The organism is Mesorhizobium sp. M1163 (genome assembly GCF_040318415.1).
Taxonomy (GTDB): Bacteria; Pseudomonadota; Alphaproteobacteria; order Rhizobiales; family Rhizobiaceae; genus Mesorhizobium.
Genome location: NZ_JAMYMF010000063.1, coordinates 1 through 18527, shown reverse-complemented (window position 1 = coordinate 18527; position 18527 = coordinate 1). Strand labels below are relative to the sequence as shown.

Sequence of the window (18527 nt, the reverse complement as noted above, 5' to 3'; positions counted from 1 at the left end):
ATCGGCGGATAACCTGTTCGCCATAACGCATCCAGATGAACCGCCACCTACAACAATATAATCGAAATTCAATATGATTCTCCGCAGCCGGCGAGTTGAAATGGGCCGGTCGTCGCTTGTGGTAAAATGAGGCGCCCAAGAAATATCCGCCCTAATCCGCGTGCATCGATACGGGATCTCGCGCCCTCGCCTCTCGCACTGGGCTGTCGCTTCGAATTTTTCAGCCTTCCCTGCGAGCAGGGCAGCATGCGACGGCCTTTGCTTTCAAAGCTAGCAAGGCCCCAGCAAAGGGTTGTGCGAAGAATCCACCCTTCCCGCAGCAAATCTGCGCATTTCTTGTTGCTTGTCGAAAATTCGTCAAATTATTGCCGGACCTCCACCTCGGGGCTGTGATGCCGGCCTGGTCTTCCACCCCAAACATCCTGACGACTTCTTGAGCCTAGGTGTCTGGTCCCGGAGTGTGGGGGAATCAGTCAAGCTGACCCTTCATTTAGGGATCAGCTATGGGACAGATACTCCACGGCAGCGCCACGACCACGCACGCTATCCGAGCAGCAATACAGCGATCGAAGGCTCCGCTCAAAGAACTCGCCACGCAGCACGGTCTAAATCAGAAGACTGTCGCCAAGTGGCGCAAGCGGACCTTCGTCCATGATGCGCCGATGGGTCCGAAGACCGTACGCTCCACCGTTCTGACGGCCGAGGAGGAGGCGATGATCGTCGCCTTCCGCAAGCATACGCTGCTGCCTATGACTGTCTCTATGCGCTGCAAGCGACGGTCCCGCACCTGACGCGGTCGTCCTTGCATCGTTGCTTTCAGCGCCACGGGATCAGCCGCTTACCCGAGGTCGCCTGCGACAAGCCAGCCAAACAGCCCTTCAAGCGCTACCCAATCGGCTATTTCCACATCGACATCGCGGAGGTCCGAACCGAGGAGGGCAAGCTCTATCTATTCGTGGCAGTGGATCGGACCTCGAAGTTCGCTTTCGCTCGGTTGATGCAGAAGGCGACCGCAGTCACCGCCAGGGCTTTCCTCGACGAGTTGGTCGAAGCCGTCCCCTACAAAATCCACATCGTGCTCACCGACAACGGCATCCAGTTCGCCGACCTGCCCAGGAACCGGGATGGCCCTACCGCGCGTTGGCGCGGCCACCCCTTCGACCGGACCTGCTGGAGGCATGGCATCGATCACCGTCTCACCAAGCTCAACCACCCATGGACCAACGGCCAGGTCGAACGAATGAACCGAACGCTGAAGGAGGCAACTGTCCGGCGATTTCATTACGAGACCCACCGTCAGCTCGAAAACCACCTCGCTGCCTTCCTTGCTTCGCAGGGCGACTCAAGACGCTTCACGGTCTAACGCCCTATGAAGCCATCTGTACGGCATGGGCCAAACAGCCAGATCGCTTCAGGCTCGATCCGGTCCACTTGACCTCGGGACTGAACACCTAGGGCCGTCATACCACGACTGCATAGTGGAGCAGAATGATGGGTCGCACTGCGCTAATCATCGCCTATGGATCGCAAATCCGTCTTCTTGAATTCTGCGCCAGTCATATCGGATGGATGGAAGAACCCACTGTCACCTATTCTACCCACACGCCAAGATTGCGCTCGCTACACGTCAATTGGGACCGCCAATGTCACCTTAGTGCGATCCATCACGATCATTGTGCTGTAATTTCTAACAGCAGGGCTATCAAAGAAGAAACGCCGCGAGAAGGCGTCGTACTCTGCCAAGTCACGCACCGAGAGAATGAGAACGAAATCGGCATTGCCCGTCACAGCATATGCGCTCATGACTTCAGGTGCGCGCTGTAGAGCCTGCTTAAAGCGATCGATGACATCGGAACGATAGCGCTCAATGTCGACCAAGACCAGCATCATCAGAGGCCGGCCCACAGCCTCAGGTGACACAACTGCAACATCAGCCTCAATCACGCCAGTTTGTCGCAACTGCTTCAATCGCCGCTGACAGGCGGTGGGCGATATACCGGCCAATTGACCCAATTCTTCCGTTGTTAGCCGATTGTTGCGCTGAACGGCGCTTAAGATTTTCAAGTCAATCCGATCCAAATCCATCGTCAATCCCCGGAATAGCCGACATTTGCGCAGAAAAACTGCGTTATGCGCTCGACTATAGTCTCAGCCCCGCGCCGACGGAAGCCCAAACGATCGGGTCAGTAAGGGCGCGACGCCAATCGTAAGTGCGGAGCCTAGCGTCTGACGTGGTCTAGGGAGACGGGCAATTGATGATTGATATTTTTGACGCATTTGCGGACCGGCGGGCGGCAAGTCCGCAACATCCTAGCGGCGCTAGTCTGCGGAGGGAGGCACGACTTATCCAAGCGACGCTGAAAACGTGATGCAAATCGGTCGGCAGCGTCCTCGACGCTCGCCCGAAGACACCCGGCTGTTTTGCTGGAGGCGCAGGACAATTAGAGCGGTGCGGTCACGCCCCACGGGACGCGGGTCGGCGTGGCTGGCGCGCCGTCTTCCAATGTGGAGATCTGTTCGAGCGAGGTCATTCGGCCGGCGCCGATGCCGGATAGCACTCCTTGGCCACGATTATTTGCTCCGGTCGCAAGTTACTTTGATAGGTTGCGAGACGTTGCGGGCGGCGCGCGGAGGTGGCAAAGGCAGCCCGGCCGTGGAAGAACAAACTGGGGCCCCGTTGCAAAGGCTTGCGGCCCGTCTCGAGCGGGTCGAGGTGGTTATAGAACCCAAAACGCCAGGCGACTAAGCTGGAAAGATTCTGGTGCGCGAAGACGCGCGAGCCCGCATTATCGAAAGCGGCATTCCAGCCGAAGCCTTGCTGGCCGCCTGGCAGAACCGCACCGCCCAAGGAGTTAGCGCGGCAAGTATCGGCTTCGGGATGCGCCCGCCTAGACGATGCTCCAGCGGCTAAATCACAAGGAAAGTCGAAGTTCTTAGATTCGCTTGGCCGCGGCGCAGGGGGGCGCTTCCGTTGTTATCTCTGGTGCTTTCGCCTTGGCGGCACAATCTAAGGCTTGCCCTGCCGACACCGCCATTTTGTGTATGAAAGAGCGAAGTGCTAGGGCCGCCAGCCTGGTTTGATGGACCGAGACCAGCCGTCTTACCCATGGAAGGGGAAATCGTCACCGTTACGCCGCAAACCGCCGCACGTACGCGATTTCTGCTCAATTTCGCACCATTCCTGCATATCACCGCCATAATTTGCGAAAAGGCGACCAATTTAACGCGCTATTTTCACCAAGCGGCACTGATACGCCCCGATCTCTGCTAAAAAGGACAGGCCTGAAGCGTTTGCAGGCTGCCAATTCGAGGAGTTTTCCCTATGAACAAGCTGGTCACCCCTACAAACGATGCAAGCCTCGCTGTTTTTGATCGCCTTGAGTCTGAGGTGCGCAGCTACGTCCGGGCGTTCCCGGCCCTATTCGACCGTGGAGTTGGAACCACCCTCATAGCTGCAGACGGTCGGCAATACCTCGACTTTTTTGGGGGTGCAGGCGCGTTGAATTACGGGCACAATAACCCAGCTTTCAAGAAGGCGTTGCTGGATTATATCGAGCGCGACGGAATTGTACATGGGCTGGACCTTGCCACGACTGCCAAGAAGGCCTTCATCGAAGCTTTTGAGCAGTACATTCTGAAGCCCCGTGGTCTGACATATAAATTGCAGTTTCCCGGTCCCACAGGCACGAACGCGGTCGAGGCGGTCCTAAAGCTCGCTCGCCAGGTGACTGGCAGGTCAAACATCGTCTCGTTTACTAACTCGTTTCATGGGGAAAGCGCTGGAGCATTGGCAGCAACCGGAAACAAGGAGCACCGAGCTGCTGCCGGCTTTCCCCTCGCGCACGTGACATCGTTGCCGTACGAGGGTTATCTCGGCGCTTCAGTTGACACGATCGATTACTTTGAGAAGCTTCTCGATGATCCGAACAGTGGCCTCGATAAACCCGCCGCAGTGATCCTGGAAGCGGTTCAGGGTGAAGGCGGCATCAATGCTGCGAGCGTTGATTGGCTGCAACGGCTGCGTGAGCTAACATCGCGGCACGAGATCCTGATGATCCTCGATGACATCCAGGCCGGGGTCGGTCGCGCGGGCAAATTCTTCAGTTTCGAAACAGCTGCAATTGTGCCGGACATCGTTACCCTCTCAAAGTCGTTGTCGGCGATCGGAACCCCAATGGCCCTTGTTCTCATCAAGCCTGAACTTGATGTCTGGGCGCCTGGCGCGCACACCGGCACTTTCAGAGGCAACAACTATGCTTTCGTCACTGCTCGCGCGGCTCTTGAGACTTACTGGTCCGACTCCAAGTTTGAGGAGGAGATCGCTCGCAAGTCCGCGATCTTGGCTGAAGAACTCAAGTCGATCGCAGACGACTTCCGCACCCTCGACCTGAGCGTACGAGGCCGCGGATTGATGTATGGACTCGTCTCGCCGAAGCACCACTCCTTGCCGGGTCTGGTCTCCCAGGAAGCTTTTCGTCGCGGCTTGGTGATCGAGACCGCTGGCTCGTACGGTGAGGTTCTTAAGTTCATGACTGCCCTCACCATTGCCGAGGCTGACCTGCGCCGTGGTCTGTCTATCATTCGCGACAGCATTAGCGCAGTAGCGGCTACCCTCGAGAGTCGAAGCGCGGCTTGCTAGCTGCATAGCAACCCGGGTCCGCTGGCGGGCCGGGAGCACAGCATTCCGACATTCGAGGTGTTCGCAGTTCGCGCCGACGGAACGGGAGGGCCGTTCCCCCTTGGGATATGACATGAGGCGAAGCGGCCGAACGGCAGACTCCGGCTGCCGGGCCGACACCACGGTGGGTGCCGTTTTCCTGCGGGCGGCGACCCACTATCACTCCGCCACCTTCGTGGTTGGGACCGATTGATGCCTTTAGAAAGAGGACTGGAATGGCCAGCAACGACGTAATCAAAAATTATATCGACGGCGAGTGGCGGGATTCTGTGTCCGGCACACGTATCGAGGTCGATGACCCGTCGAACGCCGAAACGATAGCTATCGTAGCTGAAGCAGGACCCCGAGATGTCGAGCTCGCCGTTGCCGCCGCTCACCGCGTTTTTCGCGACCGCGTTCTGATAGGCATGCATCCCTATGATCGCGGACGCATGCTGTTTCGAGTAGCCGACGCACTTGAAGCGCGCCACGAGGAGATCGCAGTCGTCAACTGCGCCGAGACGGGGAAGGGTCTAGATCTCGCCCGTGACGAAGTTCGGACCGCCATCAGATACCTGCGGTACTATGGCGGTTTGGCCGACAAGCTTGAAGGGCGCTCGATACCGCGCGGGGCCAACCTGGTCGACTACACTGTCAGAAGTCCCTTTGGCGTGTCCGCCCAGATCGTTCCGTGGAATGGTCCACTTGAACTGACGGCCCGCTCGCTGGCCTGCGCCATCGCAACCGGCAACTCAGTGGTGGTGAAGTCCCCCGAACTGGCTCCCCTATCTGGAATTGAAATCGCACGGGCGTGCGAGACCGCTGGGCTGCCTGCCGGAGCCGTCAACGTGCTCACTGGATACGGCCAAATAGCAGGCCAGGCGCTGATCGAACATCCCGATGTTCGCCACATCGTTTTCACGGGCTCGATAACTACCGGGCGGACGGTCCTCAGGAGCGCATCGGAGCGGATCGTGCCGTGCATAATGGAACTCGGCGGCAAGTCGGCTGCAGTTGTGTATTCCGACGCCGATCTCGATTGTGTTGTGGAAGCGGTACGCATCGGGACCTTTCTAAATGCAGGCCAGAATTGCAACAACCTTACACGTCTGATTGTGGAGCGTTCTATTGCAGACGAACTGGTGGAACGGGTGAAAGTATGCGTCCAAGGACTGTCGGTCGGTCCGGGACGCGAGAACTGCGACATCACGCCGTTGATCTCCCAAAAGCAACGACAGGGTGTCGAGGGGGCTTGCCAGACGGCCCTCTCGCAGGGCGCACGACTCGTAACCGGCGGGACTGCACTTTCGGAGCGGAGCGGCTATTTCATGGCGGCCACGGTGTTTGCCGGTGTCGCGCGAGACAGCAGTCTCTTCCAGAAAGAAGTATTCGGTCCTGTTCTTGCCGTCACCACGTTCGATGATCCGGTAATGGCGGTCGATCTCGCGAACGACACCGATCACGGCTTGGCAGCAGGTGTGTTCACGAGAGATATCGACCGGGCCCTCTGGACCGCCGATCGACTTTGGGCTGGCCAAGTGTACGTGAATGGATGGTACGTCGGCGGCGTAGAAACACCGTTCGGTGGGGTAAAGCAGTCCGGCTACGGCAGGGAGAAGGGTCAAGAAGGGCTGGACGGCTACGTTCAGACGAGAAACGTCGGTATTCGGATCTCGCAGCCATCATCTGGAAATTGAATGCTTGTTGCTCGTCACCGACGGCGCGGCAGTGTGGGGCATGCAGCATTCAATGAACTCGACCGTGCACGCGGTAAGCCCGGCGAGAGGATCCGTTTCGACGTCATCGAGAACAACCCTGGTGGCAGGGTTTTTGGCTGCGAACAGGCTTTAGCCATTACGGGACAAATCATGAGAACATTGTGTAGCCCGCCGCGTGGGTCGAACGGGTCAGGAGAAGATCACAGTGCTTCCAGAGACAATCGAGATCCGCAGAGCCACAGCCGAAGATTTCGACAAGTTGGCAATGTTGAACCGCGAGTTGATAGAGGACGAGAAGCATCGAAACCCGATGACGGTCCCGGAACTCAAGGAGCGGTTTCTCCGGTTGGTGAATTGCGAAAATTGGATGGTAGACCTCTTCAGCCAGAACGGCGAGATTGTGGGCTTCGCCACCCACCGTTTCGAGCCAGACAATGCGGAGCCGAGCGGGGAACGCATCTATTTACGGCAATTCTACATCAGCCGCCAACACCGACGTTCGGGAATTGGCCGCAGTGCTCTCGAACTGCTTATTCAGTCTCGTTTCAACGACAACGAAAGGATCTTCCTCGAGGTGGTGGAGACGAATCCTGGTGGCAAGGCCTTCTGGTCTCGCATGGGTTTTGTCCCCTACAGCACTATCATGGAGCGTGTCGCTGAAAAGTCGGCCACCAAATAAGGTACAGTGTTCGGAATCACATTTAATTCACAGGATCGGATCGGCCGGCATTGGCGTGCGAGGAGCGCTGGCGAGACACGAGCGATCTTTAGTCCGTCCCGGGACATCTCTGGGCGAAATTGCGATTGGGTAAAGGCGCTCCTCGTTGTAGTATCTGCGCCAATCCTCCATCTTTTCGGCGCGTCGGAAGGCGTCAGGAACCAAAGGGGGTTCAGACATCCCCCTGAAGCAACCGTTAAACGCTACGATGTTCGCATTGCCGGTCGGCTTGCCTAGCCGGCTGAAGTCAAGCGCGTCACGGCATTCATGTAAGCCAATAGATCGAGGTCGCGGGAGACGAACTCCGAGCCTGTCGCCCCGGATAGTCTTCGGATGGACGATAGGGGAAAGATCTGCTCCAGCATCCTCGCCACGTCTTCGGCGCCATAACTGAACTGCGGGTCACGGCGTCGGCAGATAGCGCGAGAGCGTGTTGACGACTTTCAGGACACGGATCTTCTTGCCCGAAGTTCATCGCCCATACGTCGTCCGGTCCGACTGCCTCCGCACGATCCTCCCGCAGCTTCGCATTCGCCCGGCGCTCCGGTGGCTTGTTCTAGCAGCTAAGGGTGCCTTGTTGCGTTATAATTGATTTCGCCGTTTTCGGTGCCGGTTAAGAGAGGCGCGGCCTTTTGCTTCGCATGCTGTCACCCTGGAGCACGATGCGGTGGACGTTGTGAACGATCCTGTCGAGAATGGCATCGGCGACGTCATGCCATCTAGCCACCGGGGCCCAGGCGGTGATGATGGTGGATTTGCGCCGATAGCGTTCCTCGACGATTTCGAACAGATGGAAGCGCTGCTGGTCGGTGAGGCTGTGGGTCCCGAAGTCATCGGGACGAGCAGTTGCGCGCGGGTGAGTTTGTTGATGAGGCGCGGGAAGCGGCCATCGAGGCAGGCGAGCGCAAAGTCCTCGAACAGGCGCGGCACTCGCAGGCCGAAGACGCAGGCCTGCCATGACTTTCCGGCCGGTCGGGACAAAGACACGTTCAGTTTGCTTCGATCAAATAGATCGATGGAAATGTGTGCGCGCGTCGAAAACGCCGATTTCGTGCGTCTGCACCGAGAGGTTCGCAGAAGGCGCTTCCGTTGCGCTGTTATATTCATAAGCGGGTGCCGTGGCCTGGCTAGCTGGAACGTCCCAAGGCTTCCGAGGCGCGACTCTAAGGCCCGCACGATAATGGGAACCGCCGGATGTCTCACGATGCGTTTTGGGAGACGAGCGGCGAAACGAAAACGGGCGGACTAACCAATGCTCAAGTGGAAGCACGAGGACTACAGCTTTAGATCTGCAATCTTGGGGGGAATGACGGCACTGGGCATGGCGGCGCTCGCTGGCAGTCGCCTCGTTCGCCGGTTCGGCGTCGGCGGAGTCGCTGCTCGAGAGGATCAAGAATGGAGAAACGATCCGCCTCGGCTTCACCAACGAGCCTCCCGGCGCCTATCCCGGTGCCAACGGCGAACTGCTCGGCGTGGAGAATGAGATGACGCTGGACATTTTGAAGAAGATGGGCACGACCAAAATCGAGCCGGTCGTAACCGAATGGGGCTCACTTGTCCCCGGCCTGCAGGCTGGTCGCTTCGACATTATCACGGCCGGCATGTGGATCAAGCCGGATCGCTGCCGCAACGTGCTGTTCAGCGAACCGGTCGCCTTGGAGTACGACGCACTGCTCGTGCCGAAGGGCAACCCGGGGGGACTGCATTCTTACGAGGATGTGCGCGACAAGGGGCTCACCCTCGCCACTGGCGCCGGCTACACTGCGGTCAAGAACGCGCAAGATTCAGGCATCGCGGACGACAAGATCATGCAGGTCGCAGGACCGCCGGAGGTCGCACAGGCTGTGAAGGCCGGCCGCGCCGCCGGTGCTCTCGACTACTTTAATGCGACTGGACTTGTTGAGAAGGATCACGGCGTTGAGTTGGCCGACCCGTTCACCTCGCCCGTGCTCCCCGACCATCCCGCCATCGCCTTCTCGCTCAACGAGCAGGCTGCGGTCGACGCGTTCAACGCCGTATTGAAAGACTATATTGGCTCTGACGAAATGATGGCAGTATTCAGCAAATACGGCTACGGCAAAGGCAATCTGCCGGACGGCAAAAAGACCGCTGACCTCTGCAAGGACTGAAGCAATGCGCCCTGATCGCAACTCCACAGCGTGGCGGTGCTCGCAAGGCGGGCCTCGCTGCCTGAAACGAACAGATCGCCACTTCAGCGGCTGTGCAGATGTGCTCGTGGCGAGGCCCACCAAGGTCTCGGTTGTGACGCAAGTATGCGGGCTGGCGCACGTGCCAGATCAGCCTGCTGCGTGAGCAGATCCCTGAGGTACACCGCTCCTAAGACGCATGTCACTTTCAGATTACCTGAACGCTAGTGACGATAACAGGAGAATACTGTGTGGAAACAAGAGTTTTAAGTCCAAAAGATCTTTCTCAATTGCGCAAACTTTGTGACGAACACGCCGCTTTGGAAGGGGTGACGATCGCGGACCGGGACCTGAGTGCCCAATGGAACTCGGCGCTCTTTGGAACACCTGCCCAGTTATTCGGTTGGTTTGTGACGAAGGAGATAATCGTCCTGGCACTCTCACAGGATACATGACCGCCTCGATCAGGCTTTGGACATGGTCGGCAAAAACCCACCTTTATCTCGATTGTATTTACCTCCAACCCGAGGCGCGGCGTTCGGGAATTGGGAGAGCAATGTTTAGGGTATTGGTGGAATTTGCCCGCGGAAGAGGATGCGAAGAGATTCAATGGCAAACACTCTTGTCTAACGAAGGCGGAATTGCTTTTTATCATTCGCTCGGTGCAGTTCCGACCACCGACACCATGCGATGGAGCCGGTGGAGCCTCTGTATCGACTAATGGTTATTGGAGAAGTCTCTCTCTGGCTTTGCGGGGTCTTCATCGCCGTTGTGAGAGGCGAAAGTGGATCTCGATCGAGCCATAGCGACGTGCTCCCTGAATTGTCCTCGCTTTGAGGTTAGCCTGTTCCCCGGATGAGGAGACAGGCAATGAAGCGATCGAGATTTTCTGACGAACAGATCATCGGTATTTTGAAGGAGCACCAGATGACGTTTTCGGCAACCGAGCTTTGTACGAGGCCGTGCTCCGCCAGATGAGCTCGGATCGCGCACGCAGCCATTGTACGCTGCCGAACAAGAAGGCCGCGAGCTCTATGCAGCATTAGGATGCCTGATCCTGCTCGGACTTGATCGGAAGGAACCGCTTGCCAGGTAGAAAGACTGACTCACAGATAGCCGCAGCATCCGAGGCATCGTTCTTCTTCACATAGGATGGCGGAATAAGCCGGGCGTTATGTCCGAGCTTCCTGATCTCCCAAGCCCAATAGTGACCTGAAGCACAGGCCTCGATACTGACTCAAGCAGGGCGGCAACACTGAAGAACGGCAGAATATCCGAATATCCGAATATCCTTCCGGGACAATCGTTTGCTCTGCAGCGCGTGGCGTGCAGCATCGGAGACATGAACTTGAATACGCCCATTCCGGCTTCGAGGAGAATAACACCGAACGACGCCAGCGTGTCGGTGACGAATCGCGCCGTTTTGTGTACCCGGCATCGACTCCAAAAAACTCCCGCCCTTCAATTATGCACGATAGAGCGTATGAGGTGTGCGGCTGAGTATTTCCGCACCATGCTCTGTCACTAAGACGTGCTCACTGGTTCCAATCAGGTAACCACTTTCTCCGCATAGAATCATTGGCATATGCAAGGTCATATTTGGCTCGAGTATGTCTGTAGCACCGGGCTCAAGACTGATGTTACCGCGCTCCACCCAATTGATCCCGGTTTGGTAGCCGACCCTGTGGTTTAGAAACTCAGGATGCCCATGTCGCTTTAGGACTCCTCTTCCGGCGGCATCAACTTCGCCGGCGGTCGCACCAGGTTTTATCGCAGAAATAACCGCCTCCAGAGCTTCAATCGAGAGGTCGTGCAAAAGTTCAGTCTCGGCATGTCGACCAAGTACGGCGCTGCGGACCAATCCGCAGGCATAACCGTTCTTTACACCGCCAAGTTCCATAAAGGCCGGCTCGTTCTTTCTGATCGGATGGCGCTTGGGACTGCCGTGCGAAAACTTCGTCCGCTCGCCAAACAATAGCGTTGAGGAAGTCGCCCTTACTGTACCCCCGGCTTTCTCGACTTCGCTTTCAATATTCGCCGCCACTTCCGCTTCCGTAATGCCCTCCCGCAGGGACTGCTGGAAAACTCGAACGGCCACGTCAGTCAGTTCCATAGCGAAGCGCATGACTTCGAGTTCCATCTCCGTCTTTACAGCTGCCACCGTCGCTACCAGACGAGTCGCGTCAGCAAATTTGAAATCGGAAAGTTGCACCTGAAGCGCACTAACATCCGCCGGTGCAAGGTTCCAGCAGCCGAGTTCAAGCCCAATTCTGCGCCCCTTCAAGCCGAACCGCCGAATGGCATCGGCGCAAACTGGCACAAAGTCGGACTGCTCCGTGTAAGGTACTATTTCCTCGACGCAGCTATCTGGACGGACGCTGCCTAATTCATACTCTCGGACGACGAAGGTGAGCTTTTGTCCCGGTCCGAGGATCAATGGGAACGGCATGAAATATGCACCGCGCCCGTCATAGCCGCTGAGATACTGAAGGTGGCCATGAGCGGTTACTATCAGGGCGTCGAGGTTGGCTCGTTCCATAGCCTCGAACACTTTCCGCTGACGGCGCTCATACTCGGTTTTTGGAAATGGAAGGTCCGTCAGCGGAACTGCTGAAGTTATACTGGTCATTAGATCACCTCAATGCTGGCTTGTCGTTAAGAAGGTGCCGTTCCGCTACCCGGACGTTCGGCAAAATCCAAATGCGCGACCAATTCACGCCTCCGTCTAATCGGACAATCACCCGCAACAGCGGCTGGCTCAAATTTAGTTTCCATATTGTACTCATCTGGCCACCTGATGGACTCAAAGCGGCTAATTGAACCTTCGGCTGACGGTCAAGTAACTCAGCCACTGGGCTTTGCCGTCAAAGATCCGGGCGGGTGCTTCTCGTCCCGCGCGACCCGCATGATATCCGGGCCTGTGCCACGTGCGAGTGGAGCGGAGTTGAGAGGCGGAAGCATGCCGTCAAGGACTCGGGCCGCGGAAGAGCGACCATTAGCGCTTGATAAGCAAAATTTGCGGTCTTCTTGCCATTGGCTGTTGACCCTCCTTACGTGCTGCGTGGTCGTCTGAGCGTAAATCGGCCAGCAGTTCTTTCAGCGTGCCCGACCGCAGACTTATGGTGAGCGTACCAGTGTTAGCGGTCCGCGATCATGAAGATTCTGTAAATTTATTTGTAGATGATCCTCCGCGCCCTTCGGGGAAGGCAAGGAAGGAAACACCTGATCCCAATTGCGTCGCGCTCTGCGCTGGTTTTTGACGTCGGCTTCAGATCGAAGGTGCCGGCTCTGTCCCGAGGGATGAGGCCCATTAAAACTTCTTGATAAGCCGTTACGGTGATTGCCGTTCCCCCCATCCGTTCCTCATCGAGATGCTCCTCCGCCCCGGATTCAGAATCCGCTCGGAAAGCGCCTTCTTCAGATCGTCCAAATCGTCGGCCAAAAACCTCAGACGGATTTCGACCGGCTAAAAGCCATGTGATGATTCTCTCCTTTCCTTCAAAGCCTCGCGCACAAAAACTCCGACAGTCGCGCAAGCACTAGACTGCCGCTCATAACCGCTGGCTGACGGCGCATAAGTTCGACCATCCGGCGCAGCAGATCGTCTTCCAGGATCAGTTCGATACCATTACCAATGCGCAGAAGGGCAGCTTGTCGAGCTGGTGCCTTGTTGGAATGGCACCGGTGACCGGCGGCCTATCAGGGATTGGACGGGCGAGTACGCTACCGACCGCGGGCCTTCATCGCCTAGTCAACCCCCGTGAGCTATCAGCGATTGGCCCGACTCGGATCTTTAGGCGTTACCGCCAGGAGAGCCCTCGCGAATCGCGAACGCCTTCGTTCCATCATCGTTGATCCAACCATCGTAGAACATGCGGTCGCGGACAGAATTGTCCCGGTGGAACGTCAGCACTCGCGGTTTGATCTCTACCATCTGATGCTCCTCGACGTACGCGGAGGAGCAAACGATTATCTCGTCCCCGACCTGGCAGGTGCGAGCAGCGGCTCCGTTCAGCACACAGCAACGAGAACCCCGCTCGCCGTAAATGACGTACGTACTGATTCGCGCGCCTGAAGCCTTATTCCAGATCTCAACGAATTCCATTGGAAGAATACCCGCCTCGTCGCAATGATCTGGGTCCAGAGTTATTGAACCGTGGTAGTTCAAATTCGCGTCGGTTACAGTGATGCAATGAAGCTTGGCGGCAACGAATTTTCTCATCTACAGATTTCCTCTTCGGCGATGGATCACTGCGCCGACGAGCGACTGCAGTGTCTCGGTCCCAGGGACGGGAATTGATCGATGTGCTGCGATAGGTCCAATTTTGGCTTTAAGACGAGATCGATAGTCACGACGGAGCTGTCAGAAGGAGACGGTCAGTCGCAAGTTGGTCCGTTATGAGTTGGAGGCATTGCCGGTCTGCTGTGCCCCCTTCTCGAATGAGATCCGACGCAGTCGCTGACATGTTCCTTTCCTTCGATTGATTTCCACCGGCTCGCAACCAACGTAGCAAACCTCATGCCAATTTGGCTGGTCGGGCCAGAGACAGAATTTTGCGATCCCTTTCAGCGATTTAGCCTGAGGCCAAACCAGAGATGGGATCAAGAAGCTTGTGTCGCGGACCCGACAGAGCGACGTAGGTGTCGGACCTGTTACTTGAGACGCCATTGGTGACCTCGGAGACCGGGAAGAAGTTGAGCGCCAGGCAGCAAGCCCGAGGCTTCGATCGGGAGACCGCCAAACGGACGTTGGTCTATGCATACTATGAATCGCTCCAGTCAGCCGGTCATCTGGTTCTGCACATGCGTTGATTGAGAGTGTGGTTCACGGTCGGCTCTACTTGCCCGGTCGATATCGCTCGCCTTGGCGCCATGGGTCGCGACCGCCTGAATCGATTTCGAGACGATGGGCCAGGATCAGCCCAGCCGATCGCGAAATCGGTATCATCCAGCGGGCATGCCGAGGTAATGGTTCCATTGGATGCCATTCAAAGCGCGGCTGCATGGATGGAAATGTGCTGCAGCTTGGCGGTGCAGGCACTCACGGCCACGTCACCGTCAGACCGCGCCTGTTGGTTCAGGTTTTAAAGCATCCGAGCCACTTTATCGCGGAGAGCTCGGCCTCAGTCTGATGAGTCCAACGTCGTTCTCGATGATGATCTCGGTCCCAAAATGGTTTCGACAGCGTCAACAACGCTCTTACAATAGACGGGGACGGAGAGCGCTTCTACACGTCCTTCTGCCGTCGGGTACTCGTCGACCGTCGCCCCCAGCATCCGTCTAAACCCTTTGATCCTTAGCATAAGGTCGAACATGTCAGCTCCCACCGGCGTCCGGAGATCGTCGCAGGAAAAATTCTCCAAGCTATAAAGGATAGGTCGCCCTTTGTAGATCTTGATGCCTCCCAACTGATGTGGCCCGTGGCCAACGTATAGCCGCGGCAAGCGTTTCGTAAAATGTCGGCGACCGCGTCGGCCTTGTAGCTGTAACCGACGGTTTCGCCCGGTTCATATTTCGTTCCGCGATCGCGACGATGTTGGAATCTTCATGGAACGCGTCACGTATCCGCACCCGCCGCCCGCTCCTCCGACCGCACCAGCTGCCGCTCACCGATTGCCGACTGCGCCCTCCTCTCGTCCTGCACACCGCCGTATACTGGTTGAGCTCACCCTACGGGAGGAGATGCCCATGACCTATCATCTCCGTACCGAGTTCGCCCACTGCGGCTCAGGTTTCTCAAGCTCGGCGCCCGCGTTACTGAACCGTCTCGCGCATCCGTCTGACCTTCGCCACCGCATGTCCCGAGGCAAGTCTGTTCCGAGCGATTGCCATCGCGCTGCAGCCCGAAGGGCGATGAGGGCCGGGCAGCAAAGCCCCGCCGAACCCGATAACTTGACTATGGAGCGCGTTCCAAAGTCCAGTCTCAGCTACGGTGAAAATGACGCCTCACACCTCTATGCCCGAACGTCCAGCGGCAAGTAACCAGGCCGCTGGTGCATAGGATGGGCTAGGTCGGAATCAGGTCGTGCTGGTGCGCGAGCGCTTTGTCACGCCGCGCTTCGCTTTAGTCTATACACCGTCTGTCAGATTACGTTTAAACTTTTTCAGGTCAAACTAGCATCTTTGAACATTACAACCCTCCAAAATTCGTCGAGACGCTGGGGGCCACACCTCGGGTAATCAAAACGTTGCAATGAATCCTTCAATTAAATTTTCTGAATCTTCGTGATCGCAGTTCGCTGACACTGGTATGCTCACCATAAAGTCTAAGGTCAGGCGCGGCCAAAAAACTGATGCCTATTTCTGCTCAGACCCACTACACAGCACGCAACGGAGGTCAACAGCAAATGGCAAGAAGAGCGCTCATCCTGGTTGAAGGCCATTCAAGGGGTAATGGTCTGCGATACGTCCAAGCGGCGCGGCGTCTTGGTCTTCATCCAATTACCCTGTCGGCTGATCCAGTTCAGTACGACTATCTTGCGGCGGAAAGGAGTGAAGCAATTCGTGTCGATACATGCAATCTCGATGCGCTGATCCAGGAATGTTCCCGGCTAAGTGCGACCCATGACATTGCTGGCATTACTGGCTTTGCGGGCGTCAACGAGTCAGTCTATGCGATAGTTGGCAAGCTCTGCCGGCACTTCGATCTAAAGGGACCGAATCCCGCATCCATTGAACGATGCTGCGACAAATTTACTCAACGTCAGCTCCTCGCGGGGGCCGGCGTTCCAGGGCCTGCTTATCGCTTGGCAGCGAATGCGACGGAGGTAGAAAGCTCTGCCGCGGAGATCGGACTGCCGGTGATTGTTAAGCCAGCCATCGGCAGCGGCAGCATGGGGGTCCGATTGTGCCGCAACGTCTATGAGTTAGCCGAGCATACCACCTATCTATTCGGCGGGAAGCACATTTGGCCGTCTACGCCGAGGATACTCGTTGAAGAATTCGCACAAGGTCCCTTTTATAGCGCCGAGATAATGGGAACTGAGGTTATTGGGATTGTCGCCGTTGACTTCGTTCCCCCACCGCATTTCGTCTTCCGTGAGACGACCTTTCCGGCCCCGCTGACTGATGATGAGCATGAGCGTGTGGTTGATGTTTCGCTGAGCTGCTTGCAAGCTCTCGGCCTTAGCTGGGGGCCAACGAACATTGAACTCCGTTGGACGAAGCGTGGCCCAGTCGTCATCGAAGTCAATCCGCGTCTTGCTGGCGCACTCGAGCCTCAACTGGTCCAACTGGCTTGCGGTATCGACCTCATCACCGAGCACATCAAGCTTGTCATCGGCGAGGAATGTGATTTGCGCAGAAGGCATTCGCAGACTGCGGCCGCGCGGTTCCTGGTTCCTGATCGCGACGGCATCCTGGATTGGATCGATGGCGACAGTCGGGCGGCTGCTGTACCAGGTGCCGCAGAGGTCAAATTGTATGTTGAACCCAAGACGCCGATCGTCAGGAAAGGCGATTACCGAGACTGGATCGGACATGTCATCGCCGCTTCACCCAACCTTGCTCAGACCGAGGCGATACTTCAGAGCGCCGTCGACTTAATCGATTGGTCGATCACACCACTTCCGGCCCTTGGCGAACAGGAACAATCTGCGGCCCCTCACCTCCCAGCACCATTGGGGGGTGGCGGCAGATAAGGGGTGATCGTCGCCGGCATAAAAGCTTTTAGCGGCTCCATTTCTGGCTGGCGTTACGGCGTAGGGTGGAAAGCTTAAGGTCCATCCCGCTATTAGATGACGAAAATATACAACTACATTTGTCGCAACCGGCCGGTAACTGACGACGGCGGTATCGAAATCTGCGCCGGCAGTTACTCTTGGCCGATTCAGGCCGCCTATTCTCGCCCAAGGACATGCTCTGACCTCCTCGCATGTGCGAGTCAACTGATAGGTGGTTTTGACTTTAGGCTGCCGTGTGGGCGATGGAGCCAGACAGGCAGTTCGGCGGCGCGGTGGTCTGATGTCGGGTAAGCGATGGCATAGGCCCATTCGCGCAGCGCCGTCTGGATGAAGCGCTCGGCCTTACCATTGGTCTTCGGCGTATAGGGCCTTGTCCTGACATGCTTGAGGCCGAGATCGCGGCAAGCCTTGGCGAAGGCCTTCGATCTGTAGCAGGAGCCGTTGTCGGCCATGACGCGCGCTATCGCGACGCCGAGGCTGGCGTAATAGGCGGACCGCCGCCTTGGGGAAGGCGATGGCGCTCTCCTTTTTCTCGTCGGGCAGGATTTGCGAGAAGGCGATGCGGGAAGCGTCGTCGATGCAGACATGGACGAACTCCCAGCCGGCACCGCGCGACTTGCCCTTTTTGCGGATCGCCGTGATGCGATGGCCGACTTGGCTGAAGCGGCCGAGCTTCTTGATGTCGATATGGATCATCTCGCCCGGGTGCTCGCGCTCGTAGCGACGGACCGGTTCGGCCGGTTCGATGTCGCTCAGCCGCGACAGCCCGGCACGCTTGAGAACCCGGCTAACGGTGGCGGGCGAGACGCCGGCCTCCATGGCGACGTGCTTGCCGGTCAGCCGCTGGCGACGCAAGGCGACGATGCGCTCGGCCACGGCCTGTTCGGTCAGGTTCGGCATGACGTTGGGCCGCGATGAGCGGTCGATCATGCCTGCGCTGCCTTCGGCATTGTAGCGCTCGACCCAGCGCGCCACGATCTTGGCCGACACACCATACGTTCGCGCCGCATCGGCTGGAAGAACCGCCTTCTATCACCGCCAGCGCCATCTCCTCTCGACGCAGCAGGCGTGAGACGGGCATTCTTGTGGATGTTCATTCGGACCCTCCGGGATGTGCTGAAGCCTGGTAACTCCAGCCTCCTCGGGCCGGTCCGAATGGACAACCTCCTGAAAGCTCAAACCTAGCTCACGTTGCGCCGCGGGCCGGTCGAGATGCTGTTTGCGCACCTCAAACGCATTCTGAAGCCCGATCGACTGCGATGACGAGGACCGAGCGGTGTCTGCGACGAGTTCCACCTCTCGGCCACCGCCCTGAACCTAGGAAACTCGCCAAACTGATCCCGTGCCAGAAGCAAAGCCAGCTATGGAACCAAGTGCCATGCCACACTTTGCGATTTTGGAGCAACGCCTGATTCGGCGCAGTTCAGGAGGCATAGTCAAATTGGTTTCCCGGTCGAAATGCTCGCCCAGCGGTCGATTCGTCCCTCATACAGACGTCTGTCTCAGGCTGGCCAAAGGTCATGCAGCACTCTTGGAGTGGAGGCCTTGGGGTCTTCAACCCCTGCTGCACGCAAACGGTCCGCAAATTGGGCTAGCACCGAGCGG

General features: G+C 57.5%; 11 protein-coding genes and 6 pseudogenes. 9 read left to right on the top strand and 8 right to left on the bottom strand.

What is annotated here, in order from left to right:
• Positions 1-503 precede the first annotated feature (503 nt).
• Positions 504-1455 (top strand): annotated as a pseudogene (locus NKH43_RS33380) (IS481 family transposase).
• A gap of 165 nt (positions 1456-1620) precedes the next feature.
• Here NKH43_RS33380 and NKH43_RS33375 read toward each other — a convergent pair.
• Positions 1621-2085 carry an Lrp/AsnC family transcriptional regulator gene (locus NKH43_RS33375; protein WP_352861751.1) on the bottom strand — a complete coding sequence of 155 codons (465 nt, stop codon included), beginning with the start codon at positions 2083-2085 and terminating at the stop codon, positions 1621-1623.
• Positions 2086-2527: 442 nt separating this feature from the next.
• Positions 2528-2848 (bottom strand): hypothetical protein, encoded by a 321-nt coding sequence (locus tag NKH43_RS33370; RefSeq protein ID WP_352861749.1) that lies wholly within the window; start codon positions 2846-2848, stop codon positions 2528-2530.
• Between the two features lie 474 nt (positions 2849-3322).
• Between NKH43_RS33370 and ectB the strand changes: the two genes are divergently transcribed.
• The 3 genes from ectB to NKH43_RS33355 all read left to right on the top strand — a co-directional run bounded on the left by ectB (position 3323) and on the right by NKH43_RS33355 (position 7054).
• Positions 3323-4639, top strand: a complete 1317-nt coding sequence (gene ectB, locus NKH43_RS33365) for a diaminobutyrate--2-oxoglutarate transaminase (RefSeq protein WP_352861748.1) — start codon at positions 3323-3325, stop codon at positions 4637-4639.
• A 254-nt stretch (positions 4640-4893) separates the two neighbouring features.
• The gene (locus NKH43_RS33360; RefSeq protein WP_352861746.1) at positions 4894-6354 is read left to right on the top strand and encodes an aldehyde dehydrogenase family protein; all 1461 of its coding nucleotides are present in this window, start codon (positions 4894-4896) and stop codon (positions 6352-6354) included.
• Between the two features lie 226 nt (positions 6355-6580).
• Entirely contained in the window at positions 6581-7054 is a 474-nt protein-coding gene (locus NKH43_RS33355) for a GNAT family N-acetyltransferase (RefSeq protein WP_352861745.1), read from the top strand.
• A 27-nt stretch (positions 7055-7081) separates the two neighbouring features.
• Here NKH43_RS33355 and NKH43_RS33350 read toward each other — a convergent pair.
• A pseudogene (locus NKH43_RS33350) lies at positions 7082-7649 on the bottom strand (integrase core domain-containing protein); the annotation flags it as partial.
• A 57-nt stretch (positions 7650-7706) separates the two neighbouring features.
• Positions 7707-8051, bottom strand: a complete 345-nt coding sequence (locus NKH43_RS33345; protein WP_352861744.1) for an ATP-binding protein — start codon at positions 8049-8051, stop codon at positions 7707-7709.
• A gap of 376 nt (positions 8052-8427) precedes the next feature.
• On the opposite strand from NKH43_RS33345, the gene ehuB reads away from it, so the two are divergent.
• Positions 8428-9222 carry an ectoine/hydroxyectoine ABC transporter substrate-binding protein EhuB gene (gene ehuB, locus NKH43_RS33340; RefSeq protein WP_352861755.1) on the top strand — a complete coding sequence of 265 codons (795 nt, stop codon included), beginning with the start codon at positions 8428-8430 and terminating at the stop codon, positions 9220-9222.
• Between the two features lie 379 nt (positions 9223-9601).
• Complete coding sequence (locus NKH43_RS33335) at positions 9602-9961, top strand: GNAT family N-acetyltransferase (RefSeq protein WP_352861743.1); 360 nt, start codon at positions 9602-9604, stop codon at positions 9959-9961.
• 208 nt (positions 9962-10169) lie between these two features.
• Here NKH43_RS33335 and NKH43_RS33330 read toward each other — a convergent pair.
• The 3 genes and pseudogenes from NKH43_RS33330 to panD all read right to left on the bottom strand — a co-directional run.
• A pseudogene (locus NKH43_RS33330) lies at positions 10170-10602 on the bottom strand (hypothetical protein); the annotation flags it as partial.
• A 103-nt stretch (positions 10603-10705) separates the two neighbouring features.
• Positions 10706-11869, bottom strand: a complete 1164-nt coding sequence (locus tag NKH43_RS33325; RefSeq protein ID WP_352861742.1) for a M24 family metallopeptidase — start codon at positions 11867-11869, stop codon at positions 10706-10708.
• 1164 nt (positions 11870-13033) lie between these two features.
• Positions 13034-13462, bottom strand: a complete 429-nt coding sequence (gene panD, locus NKH43_RS33315) for an aspartate 1-decarboxylase (RefSeq protein ID WP_352861741.1) — start codon at positions 13460-13462, stop codon at positions 13034-13036.
• Between the two features lie 1360 nt (positions 13463-14822).
• On the opposite strand from panD, the pseudogene NKH43_RS33310 reads away from it, so the two are divergent.
• Positions 14823-15097 (top strand): annotated as a pseudogene (locus tag NKH43_RS33310) (transposase); the annotation flags it as partial.
• 490 nt (positions 15098-15587) lie between these two features.
• Positions 15588-16880 (top strand): ATP-grasp domain-containing protein, encoded by a 1293-nt coding sequence (locus tag NKH43_RS33305; protein WP_352861753.1) that lies wholly within the window; start codon positions 15588-15590, stop codon positions 16878-16880.
• 242 nt (positions 16881-17122) lie between these two features.
• Here NKH43_RS33305 and NKH43_RS33300 read toward each other — a convergent pair.
• Positions 17123-18019, bottom strand: a pseudogene (locus NKH43_RS33300) (IS481 family transposase).
• A gap of 100 nt (positions 18020-18119) precedes the next feature.
• Here NKH43_RS33300 and NKH43_RS33295 point away from each other — a divergent pair.
• Positions 18120-18334: pseudogene (locus tag NKH43_RS33295) on the top strand (hypothetical protein); the annotation flags it as partial.
• Positions 18335-18527: the final 193 nt, after the last annotated feature.